Origin of the sequence: Rahnella sp. NRRL B-41462 (assembly GCF_003263525.1) — a bacterium.
GTDB lineage: Bacteria > Pseudomonadota > Gammaproteobacteria > Enterobacterales > Enterobacteriaceae > Rahnella > Rahnella aceris.
Genome location: NZ_JYDF01000058.1, coordinates 50,388 through 72,758, shown reverse-complemented (window position 1 = coordinate 72,758; position 22,371 = coordinate 50,388). Strand labels below are relative to the sequence as shown.

The window sequence follows — 22,371 nt, the reverse complement described above, 5'->3', positions numbered from 1 at the left end:
AGAATAGGATACGCGTTCGCTGTCGATGACTTCCGTCGAGATGCCGGTGGTGTTATTCAGCACGTCCCCCACCGACTGGAGGTTCTGATCCTGCATGCGCTGTTTGGTGATCACACTGACCGACTGCGGAATATCGCGCGGCGTCAGGTTCATTTTGGTGCCCGCAGTGGTGGTTTTGACCGCGTAATCCTGCCCGTCGCTGGCAGCGGCGGTCGCCGAACCTTCAATCACCATATCCTGCTGCGAGCCGGATGCGGCGGTATTCGCGGTGCCTGTCGTCCCACTGCCGGTTTCAGCGGCCTGCGCCGGATTCACCAGAACAAAAATCGCCAGCGCCAGTGTGGAAACCGTAAATGTTTTTCTTACCTTTAACGCACCCTGCTGCACGTCATATACCCTGCCATTCAAAGACATAACACATTCCCATAGCAATTTTTTTAAGGGCGAGTCTGTTTCTATTTATTGTTTTAACCAGAACAGCTCGAAATGAGAATGTGAATAGTAATTATTAACATTAACCCTGTCGCGCAGAGGATTCATCTTAATAAGTAACAAATTATGAATGCAAAAAATTCAGAGGAAAATAAGAACCCGGCGAAGAACTTCACCGGGTTTAATGGCGAGGCAAATTGCTTTACGTCCGCACCAAAGCCCGCGACTTATCCAGCAGGAAAGGCCGCAGGTAACCGACAGTATTGGAAAGCAGAATCACGTCCTCGGAAAGGCGAATACTCAGCACGTCCGTCAGGTATTTTTTACGGGTGACCATACGCTGCCAGACCTCCGGGAACTGCGTTTCCAGCTCTTTTCGCAGTGATTCATCTGCCAGCCCTACCGTATCTTCGATGCTGCTGCCACCATAGCCGGGTAATGACGGAATAATATCAATCTGAAACAACATGCCACTTTCAAACGGGATCACTGAGCCACCGTATACCGGAGAACACAGCCACTCCTCATCTGCAACCAGATGACCGGGATTGAGATGCCAGTGATAGATGCTCTGTGGCAGCGTTTGCTCAACAAGCTGATAAAGCTCGCCGCCGGTCAGCCCGATACGCAGTGCTTCAAGCCAGGTTACTACCGTGTGGTAATAGGGTATCGCAAGCCGCTGCAACCAGTCCGACACCTCTTCCGGTAATTCATTTTCCGCCGCCACCACATACGCCGCACGGCTGGTGAGGCCTCCTTTGTATCCGGCGGTGAGCGAAAACTTATCGCCACGCCGGATAGTTTTGTCGGAAGGATACAGATTCGCATGGGCGAAACGCTCGCCCGTCGCGGCAATCATAATCACGTTCCCGTGCTGGCCTTCTCCTGCCAGTAACTGACCGATTTCTTTTTCTGATTTGCCGGGTGCAATCGTATCCAGCGCCGCAAGCACCTGAGTGGAGGCCAGGTTGGCGCCGTATTCATAAAACGCCACTTCATTAGCGGTATTAATCCGCCGCACACCGTTTTCTGGCGAGGTAAACAGACCGGTGGCGTTGACCACATCTCCAGCCACGCCCGCGGCCTTTCGGACTGCGTCGAGGACAAACGCGGGCACATCAAAGGTGGTTTTATCCGTGACAGGGTCACATCTGAACAGTTTCCAGCCTGCGATGCCAACGTGCTGCACGTCAGTAATACCGGCAGATTTAAGCAAATCGTGCAGCGGCTGATGATGTTTCATCGGCTGGTTGGGCAGGGAAAACACCGGCGCATGCAGGCAGCGACCCGCGTTGCGCGCATGGGGAACCAGTTTCAGATTTTCATTCCCCATAACATAAGTCAGCTCACCGGTCGCGCGCACCACCAGCAAGGCTTCTTCAAAGCGCGGGATAAAACCCGCAAGATATTCGAAATTGCCGCCGTGTTCTTTGTCGGCATAAATCACCAGGCTGTCGAGCTGATGCTGTTGCATCGCGTGAAGGATATGACGCAGGCGTGACGCCATGGTTTCATCGGATAACACCGGGGTGGGAATGTGAGGGTAAGTCGCGGGAGCCGGGAGGGTTTTCAGTGAATACTCATGTTCAGCTTTCATTGCGTGTCCTTTTGCATGGCGGGGGAAAGAGGATTATGCCCCAAACGGCCTCTTAAGACCGCATTCACCGGACAGGGAACTCTGCTAAATTTAAGGTAATTCCCTGCTGTTGCTGCCTGACGAGGTTAATAACGATGGTTACCGAGAGTGATAAAGGCAAAGACCTCAGTCAGGCTACCGCTGAGCTATTTGCCGAGCTTATTCCCTATCTCCAGTTCCGTACTGTCCCCGCGGGCTCGCGCTTCCATCTGTATGAGAAGGGGGAATTTTATTGTTATTTCATTCGCAAAGGCTGGTTTAAAACCTTTCATAACGACGAACCTGTGCTGATAGGTACGTTGTCAGTGCCGGGCATCATTGGTATTGGCGGTGCGGTGCCCTCAGAGGCCAGAATGTTTATTCAGGCGCAGGATGAATCTGAGATTGCCGTCTCCACCGTGGCGGAGATGCATGCCCTGATTGATCGTCTGGAGTTGTGGGAGCCAATGGCAAAGCACTTTTTCAGGATGACCAACAATCTCTATGTCAAAAGCACAATGCTGACGGCACCGACATCCTATGAAATTCTGCGCCACCAGCTCATGGAACTCATGAAAGAACCGCCGGAAATACGCGAAAATATTCCTGCTGCCCATTACATTCAGCTTAAGACGCACCTTTCACGCAGCACGATCATGAAAGTGCTTTCACAATTGAAACAGGGGGGATATGTGAGGCTGCACAACGGTATTCTGAAAGAAGTGATCCGTTTGCCACTGAAATACTGAGCGTGGTATCAGGGGGGAAGAAAGCGTGCCGTTACGCACGCTGTTCTCTCTGTTACGCGGCTTTTACCGCACGGACTTTTTTGGCCGTGGCAGGTTTTTCGGCAACATTTTCTTCGGCAGCATTTTCTTCAACAGCCACGTTTTCTGCGACCACTTCTTCTGCTTCTGCTTCTGCTGGCGTTTCAGCGGCGGGCTGGTGTGCGATTTCTGCTTCCGGCAATTTGCTGGTGCGCAGAATATGCTGGACGGTGTCTTTCTGCTCGGCGAGGTGAAGTGCAATGTTTTCCGCCAGTGCTTCATCCATCCCGATATTGCTCTGTAACAGCCATTCAGTAAAAGCATCCGCCATGTCCAGCATCTTGTCGTAAGCGTCTGCTTCTTTCTTATTGGCAAAAGTCATTTTCTCTTCACCTTTTCTGACCACAACAAATTTTGTTTCAACAGCCATGATTCGCTCCTTATACTGTAATTATATACAGCATACCAATAATCAGTGCAGGATACATCATCCGGCCTGATTTTTATAGTGCGGCGCGTCAAAGGCCGGGCACATACCCTGGCAACTATAACGCGGGTGAATTTCTCAGCGTTAGCCGGTAAGGTAGAAAACGACCTGTTTTCAACGAACTTGTGAGGTTCCCGTGACAAACCTGAAAGCTGTATGCAACTGGACCAAAGACACTTATCTGATCACTACCGATTTTCAAAAACTGGATATTCCGGCAATTCACGCCTACCTGACCCGGTCAAGTTGGGCGCCGGGCATTGACGAACAGACGGTGCGCGCTGGCGCAGAAAACAGCCTGAACTTCGGGTTGTTCGACGACGGAAAACAGATCGGTTACGCCCGCTTTATCACGGACTACGCCACCTTTGCTTACCTGTGTGATGTCTATGTGCTGGAAGATTATCAGGGGAAAAATCTGGGCGCATGGCTGATCGAATGTGTGCAGTCGCATCCGGTCACAGCAAAACTTCGCCGGATGGCACTCTTTACTTCTACCGCGCCGTGGTTGTATCAAAAGTTTGGTTACACACCGGTTAACGAACCTGACTACACCTGGGTCATCACCCGGCCAGGAATTTACCTGAACAAAGACGGGTAGTTCAGGCTTTCCTGAACGCACGGCTGGAAACAGAAACTGAATTCTGGTCAGGGTCTTTCGCATTGGTGAACTCATCGCCGTCGGCCTGATGGCGCGGGCCACATTCCGGACCGTTCTATATACAGGCAGCGGCTTTGAGATTTTCAGTCACCATCCGCACAAAGTTATCGCGAATGACATCTTCATTCCGGGCGTCCCATGCAATCCCCACCTGCCAGCGCGTCGCAGGGCCGGTGAGCGGAAGTATTTTCAGCTCCGGCGGCGCAATATGCACGACGCTTTCGGGTAGCAACGCCACGCCGATCCCGGCTGCTACCAGTGCGACAATAGTCTGGATATCCTCCGCCAGTTGAACCGATGAAACATGAAACAGATTCTCCTGTAAAAAACGGTCTGTCTGCGCATTCAGCCCCCCCGCCCGCTCAGTATACAAACGCAGTAACGGACGGTTCCTGAGCCTTTCACTCATAACCTCGCCGTTATCTTCAGACACCACCAGTACCAGTTTATCCTCAAACAGCGCGTGGTAACTGAGCGGTGCAGGCGGCGGGACACGCACAAAACCAATGTGCAGTTCCCCGCGTTGCAGCATGTCGTATTGCTGCGCGGAAGGCAGATCTTCCAGCGTGATATCCACGCCGGGATATGCTGCGCGGAATTTCGCAATACATTGTGGCGCCAGGATGAAACTCGACAGGCCGAATCCTGCCGCCAGCAGCCCTTCTCCCCCCTTTTCAACCTGGCTGGCATGTTGCATAAACGCGGCCATTTGTCGCAATACTTTCTCCGCTTCCGGCAAAAGCCGCTGGCCTGCGGCTGTCAGCGCACTGCCGTGTCGTCCGCGGGCAAAAAGCGCCACGTTCAGCGTCGATTCCAGCAGATTGATCTGTTTGGTGAGTGCCGGTTGTGAAACGGAAAGCGCCTGCGCTGCCTGCGCATAATTCCCTTTTTCAGCCAGTGTGACAAAAGCCCTGAGCAAACGTGTGTTCACTTTATATATTCCATTGGGTTATCAGATTTGGAAATCATTTCATTATAAAGTTATCAGTCGCATTGCTCTAATACCAGCGTCAACCGAAATCCCTGAAGACGTATGGAGAAGATCATGTCGGACCCCAAAACACTCAAAGCAGCGGTCATTCAATTTCAGCATCAGGCGGGTAACAAAAAATATAACCTGTTAATTATGGAGCGTTTTATCGAAAAAGCGGCTATTGAAGGCGTCAATATTTTGGCCTTTCCGGAAATGTGTATCACCGGTTACTGGCACGTGCCCAAACTCGATGCTGCTGGCGTTCAGGCACTGGCGGAGCCAGCCGACACCGGCCCCTCTGTTGCGCTGATCCGCTCGCTGGCCGTGAAACATCAGATGCTGATTGGCGCCGGATTTATCGAACGTGCCGCTGACGGGCGTCTGTATAATGCCTACGCCGCCTGCATGCCTGACGGTTCGTTACACATCCACCGCAAAATGCACGCCTTTGAGCATGAGGCTTTCAGTTGCGGCGACAGTTATACCGTGTTCGGGACCCCCTGGGGCGTGAAGGTCGGGATCCTCATCTGCTGGGACAACAATCTGGTGGAAAATGCCCGTGCCACCGCCCTGCTGGGTGCAGATATTTTACTGGCACCGCATCAGACCGGCGGCACACATTCACGCAGCCCGCACGGCATGAAACCGATACCGCTGGCATTGTGGCAGCAGCGTGCTGAACGCAAAGAAGAGATTACCGCAGCGTTTAAAGGTCCCAGCGGCCGGGAATGGCTGATGCGCTGGTTGCCCTCACGCGCTCACGATAACGGCATGTTTATTTTGTTCAGTAACGGCGTCGGTGCCGATGATGATGAAGTACGCACCGGTAACGCGATGATCCTCGACCCTTATGGCCGGATCGTCGATGAAATCTGGGTTGCTGCGGATGCGATGGTCAGCGCGGATCTGGATTTATCGCTGATCCCGATGAGTACCGGCAGGCGCTGGATGGCAGGCCGCAGACCCGATTTGTATCATATTCTGACTGAATATCAGGGCTATGAGCGGGATGCAATGACGGCACGTTTTTCTGAGGAATTACCGGGGATCCCAAAACGCTAAATCACCGTGGATGGATGAAGGGAAAAAGGCTCCTTGCGGAGCCTTATTCCTGATCCAACAGCGATGTGCCATATGAATTATCGATGGTACACAGCCAGCGACCGTCCGGTTCATGGCGGAAAACATAGGTGGCACGGCGGGTAGTGGTCACCTTTCCGCCCTGTCCGTCGGGGAAATGCAGCACCGTTTCCATGATCACCAGCGCATCCTCTGCCCCTTCAATCACCTGCATTTCGCCCTGTTCTACCACCAGCTGATCCTGAAAATAATCCGAGATGGCGATAAAGGCTTTGCGGATGTCGGTTTTGCCGCGGGCAATCATGCCCGGTTTAATTACCAGCGCCGCCTCTTCGGCATAATGCGCCATCAGTGCGTCAAAATCCCTGACGGATATGGCTTTGTCACAGGCTTCGATAACCTGGCGGATCGGGTGTGTACTCATCCGTTAATGTCCTTTTGCTGAGTTCCAGAGTAAAGAGATGCCCGCCAGAAATAACATGATGTCGATCAGGCGGTTGAAGGATGTCTCTGACATCTTAATAACAAATTTTTTGCCAATAAGCATCCCTGTCGTCAGTGTGCCACCCACCAGCAAGCCACTCAAAAACACCGGCCACGGCATTGCACCAATCACGCTGAACGCTGAGGCTTTGGCGAAATAAATCGCGAACGAAGCGGCAGCCTCGGTGGAAAGCAGCGCACCTTTCACCAGCCCGTAACCGGCGAAAACCGGAATGGTCAGCGGGCCGGTTGAAAATACCACACCGGTCAGAAACCCTGTCAGCGTGCCTGCCATCGCCAGTTGCGCACTGCTGAGGGTAAAAGCCCGGCAACGGGCGTAATGACGCAAAGGGATCAGCAACAAGAAGAACGCGCCGATACACATATTCGACAGCGTGGCGGGCATTTCCCACAGGGTATTTGCGCCGAGAACGGCGGCGGGAATGCCGGGCATGGCGTACAGCAAAAATGCCCGAATGTTGATGTCTTTGCGCCAGAGAAGCACGCGGGAGATATTGCCGACAATAGCGGCAATCGCCATCACCGGAATCGCAGTTTTCGGGCCGAAAGTATACGTCAGCGCCGGCAACAGCATGATGGAACCGCCGGTGCCGACAACGCCGCTGATCACACCCGCCAGTATGCCCGTCAGAGCAATCACCACATACATCACGTCACATTTCCTTTTCTCAGGGGGAATGCGGGCGATGATAGCGTTTAGGAAATGGCGTAACCCGTGATAAAAAGTCACATAATCGTGATTAAAAAGGAACGACCATGCATGCCCTTCCCCCGATAACGGCCCTCCGCGCCTTTCTTGTCGCCTGTCATGCCGGGAGTTTTACCGCCGCAGCGCAGGAGTTATGCATTACGCACGGCGCGGTAAGCCGCCATATTCAGGGGGTGGAAAAGTGGTTTGGGGTGAATTTATTTCGTAAAGAAGGCCAGCGGCGGGTGCCGACACCTTATGCGCTGACGCTGGCACGCGAGCTGGGCAGTGCGTTCGATACCCTGTCGGATATCGCCCTGCGCTACGGTAATGGCGGGCGGAATAACGTGTTCAATGTCAGCGTGCCAACCACCATGAGCCTGAAATGGCTGCTGCCTCGCCTTGATGATTTTTATACGCAATTTCCTGAGGCAAACCTGCAAATCTCTACGGCCAATACCGAGCAGTTACACATTGTGGGGCATTACGATTTGCTGATCCGTCGTGAAACCGGTGCCACGGAATATTCCGCGATCCCTTTTCTGGCTGATACCCATTGCCTGATGGCCTCCCCGGCGCTGCTCAAACGCTTTCCGCTGGAGACGCCGCAGGACGTGCTGAAATGTCCGCGCATTGAAACCCTCACCCGTCCCGGACACTGGAATTTATGGCTGGCGGCGGCAGGGCTGGAGAAACCGCCGGTCAGCGGCTTTCGCCGTTACGATCATTTTCACGTTTCGTTGCATGCGATGCTGGAAGGAATTGGCGTCGGGCTGGGGCCGGTCAGTACGTTGTCGGCGGAAATCCGTCGCGGGAATCTGATACCGCTGTTCCCGCAGATTACTGTCGCGCCCTGCCATTACCACGCCCTGACGCCAGTGGGCGTGCAGAAAACCCTGCTCCACCAGGCGTTTGAACGCTGGCTGGTGGCACAGGGGGAATGCGGCGATCAGTCGTAATTCTCACCATATAAACCAATCAACCGCCGCACGACGCCGTTGGTCCAGCCGAAACCGTCCTGCAGCGGATATTCCCCGCCGCCGCCTTCGCGGGATGTGTCGCCTGAAATGTGGTATTTCTCAATCAGTTTATGGTGTTGCTGATAATACTGATTCACGGTTTTCAGCCAGTTACGGGCAATTTCATCGCCCAGCACATCATTGCCGTATTGCTTAAAGCCCTGAATCGCCATCCATTGCAGCGGTGCCCAGCCGTTGGGTTTATCCCACTGTTGACCGGTTTCATACTCTGTCGCCATGATGCCGCCGGGAGTGAGTAAGCGGGTACGCACGGCGTCTGACAGACGTTCGGCCTGATAATGGCTGGCAAGTCCGACATACAAAGGCACCACGCTGGCGGCGGAAAACAGCGCCATTTGCTGACGGTGCCAGTCGTAATCACGGAAACAACCTTCGTTGTCATCCCACAGATAACAGTTGATGGCCTCGCGGCGTGTTTCGGCTTTCCGGCGGAATAACGTTTCGGTGACTTTATCCCCTTTCAGTCCGGAAATATTGGCAATGGTACTTTCCAGCTTGTGCAGAAACGCATTCAGATCCACCGGGATAAATTGCGTGGTGCGGATGCTGGCGAGACGATGCCCGTCACGCAACCAGCGCGACGAATAATCCCAGCCGGATTCCGCGCCAGCACGCAAATCGCGGTAAACCTCATTTGCCGGGCGGCTCGAAAGTTTCGCGGTTTCGACATCTTCGCGCCACGATTCATCGCGCGGTGTGTCCCTGTCATCCCAGTAACGGTTGAGCAGCGTGCCATCCGGCAGGCAAACCACATGCCGGTAAGCCTGATTCGGCGCCAGAGAATCCGCGCCGTCCATCCAGAACTCATATTCCATTTTCAGATGGTCAAGGTAACGCCGCGCACCGCGCACGCCGTCTTCCTCGAACAGTTCGACCATCAGCGCAAACACCGGTGGCTGGGAACGGCTGAGATAATACGTGCGGTTGCCGTTAGGAATATGGCCGTACATCTCGATAATCCAGGCGAAATTATCCGCCATGGTGCGCAACAGATCATTACGGCCACTTTCCGCCAGCCCTAACATCGAAAAGTAAGAATCCCAGTAATAGGTTTCACTGAAACGCCCGCCCGGCACCACATAGGCCTGGGGTAACGGCATCAGTGACGACCAGGGCACGTGGTCTTCCGGCTGGCGCGTGAGCACCGGCCACAGTTTGTCGATGTGCTCTTTCAGCGAATCGCCGGGGTCGGAGACGTATTCATCATCACGATGTTCCGGCAGCCAGAAATGCGCGTCCACAAATCGTTTCAGGTTGAAGCCCGGATGGTTTTTTATCCGCCGATAACGCAGCAATATGTCCAGCGGATCCATTTTCGGCGGGCAGTCGGGAAAGGTTTTGCTGTCCTCGAAAAGCCCTGAAGATTGCACACTGGTAAACAATTCCAGATAACGGTCGGCAGGCGTTAAGGCATCAGAAGGCGGCAAACCTTCGATCATCCCCGGCTCCGGTTCCGCATCCATCATCCGGTCAAGGATCAGTTCAATGGGCTCGAGCTCGCTCAGACGCGTCTCTTCGCTATCAGCGTTTTCGCTGTCAAACAGCGCGTTTTCATTCGTCTGGTAATTCGCATTTTGCATATGCAGCAAGCCTCTTGCTTAGAAAGTTTATGCGACAGCGTTGTTTTTTTCTCCCTGTGGCGAAATGGCGTATAAATCGCGCAAATAGGTTTCGCCCCAGTTCGCAATATCATTTTTACGCAGCACCGCCATCATGTCGTTATAACGCTCAAGCCGTTCTTCCAGCGGCATGGTCAGCGCTTTATCCAGCGCCGCCGCCACGTCATCACGGTCATAAGGGTTGACGATCAGCGCCGACGTTAGTTCATTCGCCGCACCGGCAAATTGTGACAAAACAAGAACGCCGGGATCTTGCGGATCCTGCGCGGCGACATATTCTTTCGCCACCAGATTCATGCCATCACGCAGCGGCGTTACCAGCCCGACATCCGTCAGACGGAATAATTTCATCAGCAGGCTGCGCTGGAAATGCTGGTTGAGGTAAAACAGCGGCGTCTGGTTGATGCCACCGTATTTACCGTTGATGCGCCCCACCTCGGTTTCCAGCTGATGACGAAGTTCCTGATAAGCCTGCACGTCGCCGCGTGATGTCGGAGCGATTTGCGAATAGCGCACTTTACCGCGATGCTGCGGGAATTTTTCCAGCAATGCCTCAAAGGCCAGAAAACGTTCCGGCAGCCCCTTGGTGTAATCGAGACGCTCGCAGGAAATGATGTTTTTCGCTTCGCGAAGTTCACGTTCCATCGCCGCCATTTTCGGTGGCAGCGGGCCTTCGGCCATTTCCTTAATGCTTTCCGGCGCAATGCTGATCGGGTATACGCCAGTGGCAAAGGTTTTGCCAAATGCCTGATGCTGATGCGCGTCGCAATCTTCAATATCGGTCAGTGCCTTGAGATTATCCAGAAATGCCAGGCGGTCCCCTTCGGTCTGGAAGCCCAGTAAATCATACTCACACATCATCTTGAGCAATTCATCGTGCGTCGGCACCGCATTAAAAATTTCCGGGGTCGGGAACGGAATATGCAGGAAGAAACCTATGCGGTTTTTTACGCCGAGTTTGCGCAGCGCAGCGGCAAACGGCAGTAAATGATAATCGTGGATCCACAAGATATCGTCTGCTTTGATCAGCGGCTGCAATCTTTTCGCCAGCATGTCATTGACCCGGCAGTAACCGTCCCAGGCTTCACGCTGGAAATCCACCAGATCAATACGATAATGAAGTGCTGGCCAAAGTACGGCATTGGAAAACTGGCAGTAATACAGATCGTAATCGTTTTGATTAAGCGGAACCGAAGCGTAAGTAATGCCGTCATCTTCCATCAGATTCAGGTCATCCTCTTCTTCGCCCGATATTTCACTTATCTCACCATTCCAGCCAAACCAGAGGCCTGATGTATTTTTCAGCGCATCCAGAATGCCCACGGCCAGTCCTCCGGCGGATTTGGAACCGTCAGGAATGGCAATTCGGTTAGAGACAACCACCAGGCGACTCATAATTCAGACTCCTTGTTAAATGTTAATGTGTGACGTTGTAACGCCTCGATCCAACGGTAAACATCGCGAACGGTTTTGACGCGATAATGCGCCAGACTTGAACCTTCGCCGACTTTCACCGTGATCCCCTGCATGGCGTTAACCACTTCGAACCCTTTTTCATCGGTCAGGTCATCGCCGACGAATACCGGAATACGCCCGGAAAATGGCGTCTGTTGCATAAACGTATAAATCGCTGCACCTTTATCTTTTCCGCGGGGTTTAATCTCGAGAACGCATTTACCCGGCTGAAGAACAAGCTCAGGGAATTTTGCCACCACGGATTCAGCCAGTGCTAATACCTGCTGCTGATGCAGCATCGCCTGACGATAATGCAAAGCAAAAGCCATGCCTTTGGTTTCGAGCAAGGTACCCGGCAGTGCGGCCATGCCCGCTTCGAGGGTCTGTTGCACCTCCTGCGCCACATCATCGGGTAAGGTGACACGGTGCAGAGTGCCGTTGCCGTCGCGCATTTCAGCCCCATGAACGCCCGCAGCAGGGAGAACCAGCGGGCTGACCAACTGATCAAGCTGTTCCACCGGACGCCCCGACACCAGCGCCAGCGCGCCGGAAGAGGCCGCAAACAGCGTTTGCAGATGATCACGAACTTCAGCGGGGATGGTGACGGCATCCGGTTCAGCGCGGATTTCAGCAAGTGTGCCATCGACATCGAAAAAGAAGGCGTATTGGCGACTGTCCAATACAGGGAGAAGCGGTGTTTCGGTTGTATTTTCCTGAATTTCTGCAGTCAAAGTGACTCTCCTTTTAATGAGTTACAGCTCAACGCGTCATTGCGTTGAAAACCTCTGAAATGAATTATCAATAGGTAAATATAGCTCTGAACAGGAGAGTTGCAGCGATTATCAGATTAATCCAGACCGCGTCAGGCGGGCATTTCCGGCAAAAAATCCCTGCCGGCTGCCCGTCCGGGGGTTAAGAACCGGGGCCGGTTTCTGCCGCATTGACTATCACACTGATGCCGGAATGCTGCGCCAGTTTTATGCAATCCTGCGTGTCCTCTCCGCCGGAAAAAGCCAGCACCACATCCGGCTGGCTGTCTTTCATCATAAAGAGATTGCGGCGTATTTCGGCGTATTTACCGTGAAGTGACCAGTTAGCGGGATAACGGACAATGTGCACATCGGCGGTGCGTGCCCAGCGTTCGATCATCGCGCCCAGCGACTGATGTCCGCCGTGGATCAGCACGCTTATCGGGTGTGATTGCGAAAACGCATCCAGTGCCCGTTGTACCCTGTTGATATCTGCATAAAAGCGCCCCACAGCAGCAGCGCAATAGCGCCTGCCAGATTGACCAGCAGCGTAGTGCCGGATTGGGAGGTCATGGTTGTTACAGTGTGGGTCATAGACATAGCGGCTCCCCTTTTTCAGGGTTGTCATTGTTATTCGTTACAGCGGTTAACGCGCATCACAGCGGGTGCAGGTGCCGTCATCGCGACGGCACCCGGGTTCTGCGTATAACAGTTCAGCAGATCAGAACCACTGTTTGAAACGGCGGATATAAATCGTTTTCATACCTTGTGCCACGCAGCAGTAAGCCAGCAGCGTACCGGCCAGCCACGGGAAGTATTCCCACGGCAGCGCCTGCAATCCGACAATCGGTCCGAGCGGAGAGAACGGCACGTAGATACCGACCGCCATGACCAGACCGGTCATCAGCATCACCGGCCAGGCGGCAGTGCTCTGAATGAACGGGATCTTCCGGGTGCGCAGCATATGCACCACCAGTGTTTGTGACAGCAGCCCTTCCACAAACCAGCCAGACTGGAACAGCGTCTGCATCGATTCACTGTTGGCGCTGAACACAAACCACATCAGCGCAAAGGTGGTCATATCGAAAATCGACGAGGTCGGGCCAATCCATACCATAAAGCGGCCGATGTTTTTTGCGTCCCACTTACGCGGTTTTTTCAGGAACTCCTTGTCGATTTTGTCCCACGGCAGTGCCAGCTGGGAGATGTCATACATCAGGTTTTGCAGCAGCAAATGAATCGCCAGCATCGGCAGGAACGGAATAAACGCACTGGCGACCAGCACAGAGAACACGTTGCCGAAGTTAGAACTGGCCGTCATATTGAGGTATTTCATGATATTGCCGAAAGTCTCGCGCCCTTTCAGCACGCCCTCTTCCAGCACCATCAGGCTTTTTTCCAGCAGGATAATATCGGCTGACTCTTTGGCGATATCGGTGCCGCTGTCGACGGAAATGCCGACATCAGCATCCCGCAGCGAAGGCGCGTCGTTGATCCCGTCGCCCAAAAATCCGACAGTGTGGCCGTTGGCCTGCAACGCTTTCAGCACGCGGGATTTTTGCAGCGGCGTCAGCTTGGCAAACACCGTGCGTTCTTCCACCAGCTGGCGCAGTGAGGCATCATCGAGGCGTTCAACCTGCGAGCCGAGTAACGGTTCACCCGGCTCCAGACCGACCTGACGGCAGATACGGCTGGTCACGATGGCGTTATCGCCGGTCAGCACTTTCACCGTCACACCGATATCACGCAGTGCGGCAATCGCCGGACCCGCAGATTCTTTCGGCGGATCAAGGAAGGTCAGGAATCCGCTGATGATCAGATCATGCTCATCGTCAGTGCCATACTGTTTTTTGACGTCGGCTTTCAGGATCGTCCTGGTCGCCACCACCAGCACACGGAAGCCATCCTGGTTGTAGTCGTTGGCCATCGCCAGTAACGCGTCACGACGTGAAGGATTCAGTGCCACCACTTTGCCGTTTTCATGCATATGGGTGGAAATACTGAGCATTTCTTCCACCGCGCCTTTGCACACCAGCAGGTGATTCTCCAGCGGATCCTTCACCACGATCGACAGGCGACGACGGATAAAATCGAACGGCATTTCATCGACCTTGCGGTAGCCCTGCGGCCTGACGAAGCCCGGTGTGTTTTCGGAGAAGTAAATCACCGCCTGATCCATCAGGTTTTTGATGCCGCTCTGATGAAAACTGTTCAGCCACGCCAGTTGCAGCACGGAATCATTGTTCTGACCGTGCGTATCGATGTGGTGCTCAAGAATGATTTTATCTTGCGTCAGCGTGCCGGTTTTGTCCGTACACAGCACGTCCATGGCGCCAAGGTTCTGGATAGCGTTCAGGCGTTTTACGACCACTTTGCGCTTCGCCATTGCCACTGCGCCTTTCGCCAGATTGGCGCTGACGATCATTGGCAGCATTTCCGGCGTCAGACCCACGGCTACCGCCACCGCGAACAGCAGCGCGTCCCACCATTCACCTTTAGTAATGCCGTTGAGCAGGAACACCACCGGCACCATTACCAGCATGAAACGGATCAGCAACCCGCTGACGCTGTTCACGCCGCGATCAAAGGCCGTTTGAGCGCGGGTACCGACAATGGCTTTGGCAAGCGATCCGAAATACGTCCGTGCGCCGGTCGCCACGACCACCGCCTGCGCGGTGCCACTGACCACGTTGGTGCCCATGAAACAGATGTTGGGAATATCCAGCAGGTTTTCGTTTTCCTCATTGAGGGCGCTGGCCGATTTAGGGGCGACATCGCCCATCGTGTCGTACTTTTCGACCGGCAACGCTTCACCGGTCAGCACTGCCTGACTGATAAATAAGTCACGGGATTCGATCAGCCGCACATCGGCCGGGATCATATCCCCGGCGTAAAGCTGCACGATGTCACCGACCACCAACTGACGCATCGGGATTTCACACAGTTTGCCCTGCCTGCCCGGCATGTCGCGGCGCAATACGGTGGCAGTGGTGCGAACCATGGCTTTCAGCGCTTCGGCGGATTTTGCCGAACGGTATTCCTGCCAGAAACGCACCAGCCCGCTGAGGCCGACCATCGCGCAAATGATGTAAACCGACACCAGATCCGTTTCTTCTCCGGCGCGCAGCGGCAGCCAGTAATCGGTAAAGAAGCTGATTATCGCCAGCACGGTGAGCACATAAATAAACGGGTTGTTGAATGCTTTGATTAACTGAACCAGCGCGTGAGGTGGCCTGTCGTGTGCCACTTCGTTGTAGCCTTCTTTCTCCAGTCGTTTCGCCGCTTCCCCATGCGTGAGGCCCGCGCGGCTGGCATTAACATTAATCAGCGTCACGTCAATGCCGTTTTTGGCTTCCTGAGCGGCGCGCATGGAGAGCGCCTGTTTCTTTCTTTCTGCTGTTTTTCTTTCGAGTGTATTGTTGTTTTGTACAGTCATGGTGGTGCTCCTGTCACCGGATAACGTGCAGGGGAATAATGTCGCCTGTTATTTCAGGCAGTAAAAACCCTTCACGTTATTTCAGTGATCGGTATTAAATTCATATCGCGCAGAATTCCCCGCCGTTTATTATCCTTTAATTAAAAAGGGCCTAAACAGAGTGAAACCGATAGTGTGTCTTTTATTGACGCGTAACTTTTCTGTGTTTTTTATTACGCGAAGAATTTCTATTTCGCGGATAATAAAAAGACAGTGCCGTCAGGCATCAGTCAGGACGATGTTCAGCGCAGCGTAATGCCGGGACTGAATCAGATGAGGGATAACCGACTTTGGGGTTCTTCGCTGTCAGAAACGATGCAACGTTGCTCCAGTTGACCGGTGACAGGGCTGACACGCCATGTGGTGATGCGTGCGTTCACCCTGCTGATTTTAGAAGAAAAAATGGATGGAGAGTCTTTCTTATGCGCAGCCAGCGTCCGGTCGCGGGACGGGCGTACACGCAAAATGGATGTCAGGGTTTTGACATCAGAAAAAAGGGTAGATTTGAACTTCATAACACACCTCGGGACCGTGACATTCAGGTTGAGGTGAGATTACACCAGAGCATCAGGCTCTGGTGAGGCGCACCCAAACGGTGAAATGATCACAATCGATTTTATGTTTACTGTTCCGGTGCGCTATTTCAGCGTCATCCGGCAAGTTACTGGTTACAGTGTCCATTAGTCTCTTATGTAAAGTTAATAAAGGCCGCTACTTCCGGCTCGTGCAATTTACCCATGCGCCCTATTATTGTCAACCCGCAAAAACTGCTTAATATGTTTCGTTTATATTTCAGTGAGGAAATAGCCGGACAGCATGCGCTGACCGGCTGACAGACGTCACACCGTAATGTGATAACGTCAGAAATTATATTGGATCCCCAGGCGTAAACGGGTTTGCCTTTCGTCGGTGGTTTTCCTGACCGAAACATCACCGATCTCGGCGTAAGGCGTCCATTGCTTGTTAATATTATACGCGACCTTTAAATCCTGCTCATAATCCCATTTGTCGTTGTCATACAGGATCTGATCGCTGTGTTTATAAATATAGTTATATTCAAATCGCCAGTCTGCCAGACGGTAACCCAGCCATATTTCGCCGCGATTGGTTTTACGGTCTTCGGTATTTTCTTTGGTATAACGGGTATATTCATAACGATAACGGGCATTGAAATAAATGCCGCTGTCAAAGGTATATCCCGCAGTTAAAAATGGTTTGTAGATACTGCTGTCAGAGCTGGACTCCAGCGTGAATCCCGGCTGGACGAACACTTCTGGCGTCACTTTAACCTGATAGCTGATGGTGCTTTCTGTACCATTATCTACCAGATTATTAAAGGGTTTATTCTCATTGTCGCCGCCGGATTTCCATTTGGCCTCCAGCGAGAAACCGAACCCGTTGGCGAAGCGGTGGGAGACCAGCGCCCTGTCTTTATGTTGTTTACTGTCATCGAGCCATTCGTGGCGAAGGTCAATTGTGACGGCCTGACTGCTGGCGCTGGCCAGCAGTAAACCGCAGATCATCAGTCTGCTATTTTTCATTTTTATAAGTCCCAGAGATATTGAGTAGTATTGTTTTATATAAAGTATTGACTGTTAATAACGCCGCTTTATTTGTTTTTCAAAAAGTCAGCGTAATTAAATCCGCCGTCTGAAAGACGGGTAATCGGATCCGGCAACCGCAGAGAAATATAATCTCCCGGTTTAATTTCCTGATGCTTTGTATTCACCGTTTTGTGGTCAGCGTAAAAATAATTACTGTTATCCACATTACCGGTCACGGCATCGTCATACTTTCCTGCGGTGGTGCGCAGCGAAATGTTGTCCTTAAAAGTGCCCTGCTTGTCAGCCGTGGTGTATGGCGAAGGCCGGAACAGGAAGTTGAAGCGTTTGTTATCGACTGCGCGGTTGTCTTCGATAACCAGCGCACCCGGATTGAAGTTGTCGGTAAAGCCGTCCATGCCGTTGCCTACCGCGACGTTGTGACGCACCACATGGCTGACCGGTAATCCTTCACCACCCAGTTTGAAGCCATTGCTGCCGTTGTTCACTGACAGGCTGTGCTCAATGGTCACACTGCCGTTCGGGCCGTCTTCGATTTTGTTGAACAGGTCGAAACCATCGTCAATGTTGTCGTGGGAATAACAGTTCACCAGCCGGTTACCCTCGCCCACGCGCATTTTGACGGCAAATCCGTCGGCGTTCTTGCGCCCCGGATCCTGATTTCCCCAGGATTCAGCATTGCTGATGAGATTATGGCTGGCCCATAATGCCCGCCCGATGCCGTCCGGCGATGCCACCCAGATGCCGGTATCATCGGCGTGATGCGCCTTAACGCGGTCGATATGGTTATAGCTTCCGGCAATATGAAAGCTTTTTTGCGTAACGGTAATGCCCTGAATATTCCAGTAGCTGGCATTGAGTGTCAGGCCGTTAAACACTACGTTGTCGCCCTGTGCACGCAGGGTTTTCCGGTTTTTTTCGGTGCCGCTGGCGGTTGCCGGGATCACGCTTTCCGGATAATCACCCTCTTTCAGCCACAGCGTGCCGCCCGGTGCTAAAAGATTAACGGCACTGTTAAAATCCAGCGGATGTTCAGCCGAGCCGTCATTACCTGCCGCGCCAGCCGGTGAAACATACAACTGGTCAGGATTGCTGACCAGCGCCATACTCACCGCAAATTCCTGCGTCACCGGTTTGCCGTCTGCCGGGGTGTAGGTTATTTTCAGCGCTGTCACCGGTTGTTCAGCATGAAACGCAACCGCGACCACTTCACCACCGCGTACCGCTTTTTGCGGCAACAGCGGTTTGCCATTCTGAACAACCTGCACCTGTCCGTCACCGTTAGTACGTAACTGGAACACGCTGTCGCGGCGGGTAATGACCGGCGATGACATCACCTCAATACGCGCATTAAGTGACGGTGTCACATACGGCGCAGAGGGCTGAGTATGCGCTTCGCTGAGTGTCAGCTTTGCGTGATCTACCGTCATTTTGGCATTGCGTGAGGCGAAGAAACCGACGTAATACCCGGTTTTATCCAGTTGTGTCACGCTGTCCGCGCGCTGCACGGATTTGCTTACCCACTGATCACTGCCTTGTGGCGCATAGGCGACGGTAAAACCGTTGTCCGTGCGGGTCAGTCGCAGCGAAAAACGGGCTGGCGTACTCAGCGGATGATAGCTTTCACGTACCATGCTGATGCCGGTATTTCCCCAGGGTTGCTGTACGCCCTGACGGGCAATCATCGCCAGCACCGGCGGTTTATCGCCGATGGCCATGACGCTGTTCATCACCATATTTGATGCTGCCGGTAACTCCTCAATGCCCGGTTTGGTCACCGGCTCACGCGGATTGCCCAGAATATCGCGTACCAGTAATCCGGCCCCTTCCTGCCCGGCGGGTTTCGCACCATTTTCCGGCCCGAACTGGTTGAGTGTGATCTCCGCTTCAAGCTGGAAATTCACCTCCGCCGGTAAGCGTGTATAGAAATAAGTTAAGCCGTCGTGACTGTTACCGACTTTGCCGCCACGGCTTTCGAGTGTGAACGGCGTGCTGAGCACGGTGCCCGCCGCCGGAACTGCTTTGCCATCTGCCAGTAAGGTTTCGTTCATGCCGATTTTCTCCGGCAGAACGTTGGTGGCGAAATTGACGTCGGTTGACTGACCAAATGTGATGCTGTGCCAGACCAGTTTGCCGGTATCCGGCAATGCAGCGGCCAGGCTTTGTGCGCTCATTCCTAGGGACAGCGCGACAATGACAAATTTTGATGCCCACATAATCGTTCTTATCCTAAAAACGTGAGGGGTCACTGGCCGGTGACCCGGCCAGTCGGAAAAGTGGAAAAATAGAGTTAAATCAGCTGTTAAGGTTGTTGTGTGGTACTCACCATCGGTTTGGGTTCGGTGACCTCAACGGCAGGCGTATCGAAAATTTTGCGGCAGACGACGCTGTTACCCCAGCACTGTTCATACGGATAACCAATCAGTTCTTCCATCACCGCCCGTACTTCCGGCTGAACCTGGCTAATCTGCCCGCCCGCTTTGATACGTGCTACTTCGCCCAGCACCACAAGGTGAGTTTTGCGGTTCAGTTTCATCTGATTACTGAACACGATAGCCATCAGCGCCAGCGCAATAACACCGATACAGAACACCAGCGCAATCGCCATCACCGCACTTTCAGGCTGGGTATGAGATTTAGACTGGAAGCCGTAGAAGCTCAAAATGGCACCCATCACGAAAACAATCACCGAGCGCATCAGTTTGCCGGAGAAGGTCATCGCACCGGCGTAAATCCCCTCGCGGCGACGACCGGTGAAGGCTTCGTCAATGTCCGCCAGGAAGGTATAAACCGTCCACGGAATGTAATACACGCCGCCGGTACCGATACCGAAGATGACCGTGATAGTCAGCATGGCCGCTGTGGCATATTGCTGCGGCAGATGCAGGACGTGCAGCAGGCTGTAGCAAATGACCGAGAAAATCACGATGCCCAGCGCCAGAATGTAAGGCTTGCTGAACCCGTGCCTGACGCAGATGCCGATAAATATCGCGGTAGAGAACAGTTGCAGCATCGAGTTCAGGCTGCTCAGGCCGGCAACCATCGTCGGATCATATTGCAGCACGAAAATAATGAAGTAGGTGAAAACGGAAGCAAACAGCCATTCTGCCCCGAAGCCACACAGATACATGCCCAGATGCTTACGGAACACACGCAGGTGGAATGTCGATTTCATGTCGCGAACCAGCGTCAGCATGGTTTTGCCGAGGGTCATTTTCTTCTCATCGACCGGCGTGGTTTCTTCTACCGGGCGTTCCCAGGAAGAGAGATACAACATGCCCAGGGCGATAAACAAGATCACGCCATACGTCAGTGCGGTGTAGAAAAACGGCTGCGCGGAGTCTTTGCCGTAGATCAGAATGAACTGGCCCGGAATGAACGCGGCGAGGAAGTTCGCTACTTTGCCGAAAATCGCTTTATAGCCGGTCAGTTTTGAACGGGCGGAGAAATCGGTAGTCATTTCGGTCGCGAGGGTTTCATACGGCACCATCACCGAGGTGTAAATCAGCTCGAACATCACGTAAGTCGAGAGGTAATACCAGAATCCGAAGCCTTCAACCCACAGCAACGGATAGAACATCATCAGTGGCACGCCCAGTAAAATGAAGAAACGGCGGCGGCCAAAACGTTTGCCGAGGCGTGTTTTACCAAAGTTATCCGAGAGATAACCCATCAGCGGGTTACTGATGGCATCGATGATGCTGGCGACGGAGAAGATCGCCGATGCCTGTAGCAGCGTCAGGCCACAAAATGTGGTGTAGAAGTACAGCAGCCAGATCCCGGCGATCGCCAGTGCACCGCTGCCCAACAGATTTCCGCCGCCATACGCCAGCTGATGTTTAAATAAAATAGGTTTTTCTGCGTTCATAGGTTATCCGCCCAGAGAGATATTTATAAAATGAACCGGTGTTTTGTTTTTATAGAGATGACGTTTTATATAGGCGGGATGAATGAATAGATGTGAATAACATCACATTTAAAACAGCAGGGGGCGGCTGGCGATAAGATTTTGCGATACGTGTAACATTCCTCACCATCAAAAATACACAATTCACGAGATGGTTCAGATCGTATTAGTTTTAAATCGAATGATTAACTGACTATTGCTCTACAAAACCGCCACTTAACCCATGCGGGAATTTTACATCCGTATCAGAATTTTCGTTGAAGGTCAGGCATAAGCGTTGGGGGGACTGAACAAAAGGCCGTTCCCTGGCCCCTGATACAGCGGGTGATTTACGGGTAAATCTGAGGTCAGGCGTTCAGTAAAGACGCTGTGCTCTCATGCAATTCATCAAGCAAGGTATAACGCTTGCGGTATTCGGAACGTTTCTTGCTGGCAATCTCTTCCATCGGTTTGCGCGGCAGTTCCAGTGGTACGTGATATAAGGCTGAAGACGCGGGCGTGGCGCTGATGGAATCCCAGAATTCGTTATAACTGGCGACAAATACGTTTTTCTTGCGGTGACGGTAGCGCAGGCTGCGGAACACATGGCCGGTATCGCTGACCGCAAGAATGCGCTGTACGCCGGTTTCGGCCGCGACACGTTGCAGGCTTTCCAGCAGCAGGCGTTTCGGGAACAACCCGTAACAGGATTTGGTCGCCTGTTTAATCACTTCATGTGGCGTTGAGCGATGTGCCCCCTGGAAGCCGCCGATAATCAGTGTCCTCCCTTGCGGACGTTTCACAATGCTAAACGTCAGCGCCGCAAGCAGCGTGTCCCCCATATAAAGGAACATGTTGGCCTCGCCTTCGCGCTCAGATTTGCCGATGGAACCCAGCACCACCTGGAAAGCTTCACCGTCTTTGCCGGTGAACCGGGTGATGGTGTTGCCGGTTGCGCTCAGAAAAGTATTGCGCAGGCGGACGTTTTCCAGGTTTTTGACGAATGCGTAGTGATCAACCAGTGCATCAGCACGTCCGGCAGAATGTAAACCGAGGTGCAGATACGGCTTATGAATTTTACTCGGCAATTTGGTCTGTACGGTGAAAGCTTCCTGCCAGACCGGCTCAGCAGCCATCTTATTCAACACCTTCAGGGTATCGAGCGGATGCAGTAAGGTGCGCACGGCGTATTTGACCCGGAACATCCGGTCGCGCCACAGATTGTCCGGCACGCACGTTCCGCTCAGAAGATCGACAAACAGGCTGAATCCGCTGGTTTTTTTAATGGTGTGTTCAACGGGATACGCTTCGCTGAGTGATTCGGTTTCATTGAGAGGGATGTGTTCCATGATCTATTTCCGATGCCTGAAATAATCAC

General features: G+C 53.0%; 21 protein-coding genes. 4 read left to right on the top strand and 17 right to left on the bottom strand.

From position 1 onward, the window contains the following. Both UC14_RS15270 and UC14_RS15265 read right to left on the bottom strand, forming a co-directional pair. Positions 1-414 (bottom strand): TonB-dependent receptor plug domain-containing protein (locus UC14_RS15270; RefSeq protein ID WP_157962117.1); only part of this gene is annotated, 414 nt, incomplete at its 3' end. Between the two features lie 220 nt (positions 415-634). After that, positions 635-2,029, bottom strand: a complete 1,395-nt coding sequence (locus tag UC14_RS15265; RefSeq protein WP_112198001.1) for a Xaa-Pro peptidase family protein — start codon at positions 2,027-2,029, stop codon at positions 635-637. Between the two features lie 134 nt (positions 2,030-2,163). Between UC14_RS15265 and UC14_RS15260 the strand changes: the two genes are divergently transcribed. Next, a complete protein-coding gene (locus tag UC14_RS15260; RefSeq protein WP_037032943.1) occupies positions 2,164-2,796 on the top strand; it encodes a helix-turn-helix domain-containing protein in 633 nt (210 codons plus the stop codon). 52 nt (positions 2,797-2,848) lie between these two features. Here the strand turns inward: UC14_RS15260 and UC14_RS15255 are convergent, their stop codons facing one another. Further along, positions 2,849-3,244, bottom strand: coding sequence for a YebG family protein (locus tag UC14_RS15255; protein WP_037032944.1), 396 nt, complete (start codon positions 3,242-3,244; stop codon positions 2,849-2,851). A 193-nt stretch (positions 3,245-3,437) separates the two neighbouring features. Here UC14_RS15255 and UC14_RS15250 point away from each other — a divergent pair, with 193 nt between their 5' ends. Then, positions 3,438-3,902 carry a GNAT family N-acetyltransferase gene (locus UC14_RS15250; protein WP_013577712.1) on the top strand — a complete coding sequence of 155 codons (465 nt, stop codon included), beginning with the start codon at positions 3,438-3,440 and terminating at the stop codon, positions 3,900-3,902. Between the two features lie 115 nt (positions 3,903-4,017). On the opposite strand, the gene UC14_RS15245 is transcribed toward UC14_RS15250, so the two are convergent. Further along, a complete protein-coding gene (locus UC14_RS15245) occupies positions 4,018-4,893 on the bottom strand; it encodes a LysR family transcriptional regulator (RefSeq protein ID WP_112198000.1) in 876 nt (291 codons plus the stop codon). A 114-nt stretch (positions 4,894-5,007) separates the two neighbouring features. Here UC14_RS15245 and UC14_RS15240 point away from each other — a divergent pair, with 114 nt between their 5' ends. After that, positions 5,008-5,997, top strand: a complete 990-nt coding sequence (locus tag UC14_RS15240; RefSeq protein ID WP_112197999.1) for a nitrilase family protein — start codon at positions 5,008-5,010, stop codon at positions 5,995-5,997. Between the two features lie 43 nt (positions 5,998-6,040). Here UC14_RS15240 and UC14_RS15235 read toward each other — a convergent pair whose 3' ends face one another. Further along, positions 6,041-6,439: an SgcJ/EcaC family oxidoreductase gene (locus UC14_RS15235; RefSeq protein ID WP_013577715.1), complete on the bottom strand. Its 399-nt coding sequence runs from the start codon at positions 6,437-6,439 to the stop codon at positions 6,041-6,043. A gap of 3 nt (positions 6,440-6,442) precedes the next feature. Continuing rightward, complete coding sequence (locus UC14_RS15230; protein ID WP_112197998.1) at positions 6,443-7,168, bottom strand: sulfite exporter TauE/SafE family protein; 726 nt, start codon at positions 7,166-7,168, stop codon at positions 6,443-6,445. Between the two features lie 107 nt (positions 7,169-7,275). Here UC14_RS15230 and UC14_RS15225 point away from each other — a divergent pair, with 107 nt between their 5' ends. Further along, positions 7,276-8,166 carry a LysR substrate-binding domain-containing protein gene (locus tag UC14_RS15225; protein ID WP_112197997.1) on the top strand — a complete coding sequence of 297 codons (891 nt, stop codon included), beginning with the start codon at positions 7,276-7,278 and terminating at the stop codon, positions 8,164-8,166. Here UC14_RS15225 and UC14_RS15220 read toward each other — a convergent pair. The 11 genes from UC14_RS15220 to UC14_RS15175 form a co-directional block, all read right to left on the bottom strand. Further along, positions 8,157-9,827 carry an alpha,alpha-trehalase gene (locus tag UC14_RS15220; RefSeq protein ID WP_013577718.1) on the bottom strand — a complete coding sequence of 557 codons (1,671 nt, stop codon included), beginning with the start codon at positions 9,825-9,827 and terminating at the stop codon, positions 8,157-8,159. The genes UC14_RS15225 and UC14_RS15220 overlap by 10 nt on opposite strands. Positions 9,828-9,854: 27 nt before the next feature. After that, positions 9,855-11,261 carry an alpha,alpha-trehalose-phosphate synthase gene (otsA, locus tag UC14_RS15215; protein ID WP_112197996.1) on the bottom strand — a complete coding sequence of 469 codons (1,407 nt, stop codon included), beginning with the start codon at positions 11,259-11,261 and terminating at the stop codon, positions 9,855-9,857. Continuing rightward, positions 11,258-12,052 (bottom strand): trehalose-phosphatase, encoded by a 795-nt coding sequence (otsB, locus tag UC14_RS15210; RefSeq protein WP_013577720.1) that lies wholly within the window; start codon positions 12,050-12,052, stop codon positions 11,258-11,260. The genes otsA and otsB overlap by 4 nt, the downstream gene beginning before the upstream one ends. A 181-nt stretch (positions 12,053-12,233) precedes the next feature. After that, a complete protein-coding gene (locus UC14_RS15205) occupies positions 12,234-12,581 on the bottom strand; it encodes a DUF2493 domain-containing protein (RefSeq protein WP_112197995.1) in 348 nt (115 codons plus the stop codon). Beyond that, on the bottom strand, positions 12,509-12,670 hold the full coding sequence (locus tag UC14_RS26740; protein ID WP_157962115.1) for a hypothetical protein: 162 nt from the start codon (positions 12,668-12,670) through the stop codon (positions 12,509-12,511). The genes UC14_RS15205 and UC14_RS26740 overlap by 73 nt, the downstream gene beginning before the upstream one ends. 121 nt (positions 12,671-12,791) lie before the next feature. Beyond that, a complete protein-coding gene (mgtA, locus tag UC14_RS15200; RefSeq protein ID WP_112197994.1) occupies positions 12,792-15,506 on the bottom strand; it encodes a magnesium-translocating P-type ATPase in 2,715 nt (904 codons plus the stop codon). Between the two features lie 308 nt (positions 15,507-15,814). After that, complete coding sequence (locus UC14_RS15195) at positions 15,815-16,060, bottom strand: hypothetical protein (RefSeq protein WP_014416483.1); 246 nt, start codon at positions 16,058-16,060, stop codon at positions 15,815-15,817. 345 nt (positions 16,061-16,405) lie between these two features. Then, the gene (locus tag UC14_RS15190) at positions 16,406-17,086 is read right to left on the bottom strand and encodes an oligogalacturonate-specific porin KdgM family protein (RefSeq protein WP_013577725.1); all 681 of its coding nucleotides are present in this window, start codon (positions 17,084-17,086) and stop codon (positions 16,406-16,408) included. 68 nt (positions 17,087-17,154) lie between these two features. Further along, positions 17,155-19,323 carry a right-handed parallel beta-helix repeat-containing protein gene (locus UC14_RS15185; protein WP_112197993.1) on the bottom strand — a complete coding sequence of 723 codons (2,169 nt, stop codon included), beginning with the start codon at positions 19,321-19,323 and terminating at the stop codon, positions 17,155-17,157. Between the two features lie 86 nt (positions 19,324-19,409). After that, on the bottom strand, positions 19,410-20,975 hold the full coding sequence (locus UC14_RS15180; RefSeq protein WP_014416485.1) for an MFS transporter: 1,566 nt from the start codon (positions 20,973-20,975) through the stop codon (positions 19,410-19,412). Positions 20,976-21,361: 386 nt separating this feature from the next. Beyond that, entirely contained in the window at positions 21,362-22,342 is a 981-nt protein-coding gene (locus UC14_RS15175) for a VirK/YbjX family protein (protein ID WP_112197992.1), read from the bottom strand. Positions 22,343-22,371: the final 29 nt, after the last annotated feature.

Excerpts from the sequence above, each read along its gene's own strand:
- UC14_RS15225 (WP_112197997.1), top strand. The coding sequence starts at position 7,276 with ATGCATGCCCTTCCCCCGATAACGGCCCTCCGCGCCTTTCTTGTCGCC.
- UC14_RS15220 (WP_013577718.1), bottom strand. The coding sequence starts at position 9,827 with ATGCAAAATGCGAATTACCAGACGAATGAAAACGCGCTGTTTGACAGC.
- mgtA (WP_112197994.1), bottom strand. The coding sequence starts at position 15,506 with ATGACTGTACAAAACAACAATACACTCGAAAGAAAAACAGCAGAAAGA.
- UC14_RS15230 (WP_112197998.1), bottom strand. The coding sequence starts at position 7,168 with ATGTATGTGGTGATTGCTCTGACGGGCATACTGGCGGGTGTGATCAGC.
- UC14_RS15180 (WP_014416485.1), bottom strand. The coding sequence starts at position 20,975 with ATGAACGCAGAAAAACCTATTTTATTTAAACATCAGCTGGCGTATGGC.
- UC14_RS15260 (WP_037032943.1), top strand. The coding sequence starts at position 2,164 with ATGGTTACCGAGAGTGATAAAGGCAAAGACCTCAGTCAGGCTACCGCT.
- UC14_RS26740 (WP_157962115.1), bottom strand. The coding sequence starts at position 12,670 with ATGTCTATGACCCACACTGTAACAACCATGACCTCCCAATCCGGCACT.
- otsA (WP_112197996.1), bottom strand. The coding sequence starts at position 11,261 with ATGAGTCGCCTGGTGGTTGTCTCTAACCGAATTGCCATTCCTGACGGT.
- UC14_RS15265 (WP_112198001.1), bottom strand. The coding sequence starts at position 2,029 with ATGAAAGCTGAACATGAGTATTCACTGAAAACCCTCCCGGCTCCCGCG.
- UC14_RS15195 (WP_014416483.1), bottom strand. The coding sequence starts at position 16,060 with ATGAAGTTCAAATCTACCCTTTTTTCTGATGTCAAAACCCTGACATCC.
- UC14_RS15190 (WP_013577725.1), bottom strand. The coding sequence starts at position 17,086 with ATGAAAAATAGCAGACTGATGATCTGCGGTTTACTGCTGGCCAGCGCC.
- UC14_RS15240 (WP_112197999.1), top strand. The coding sequence starts at position 5,008 with ATGTCGGACCCCAAAACACTCAAAGCAGCGGTCATTCAATTTCAGCAT.
- UC14_RS15255 (WP_037032944.1), bottom strand. The coding sequence starts at position 3,244 with ATGGCTGTTGAAACAAAATTTGTTGTGGTCAGAAAAGGTGAAGAGAAA.
- UC14_RS15235 (WP_013577715.1), bottom strand. The coding sequence starts at position 6,439 with ATGAGTACACACCCGATCCGCCAGGTTATCGAAGCCTGTGACAAAGCC.
- UC14_RS15175 (WP_112197992.1), bottom strand. The coding sequence starts at position 22,342 with ATGGAACACATCCCTCTCAATGAAACCGAATCACTCAGCGAAGCGTAT.
- UC14_RS15185 (WP_112197993.1), bottom strand. The coding sequence starts at position 19,323 with ATGTGGGCATCAAAATTTGTCATTGTCGCGCTGTCCCTAGGAATGAGC.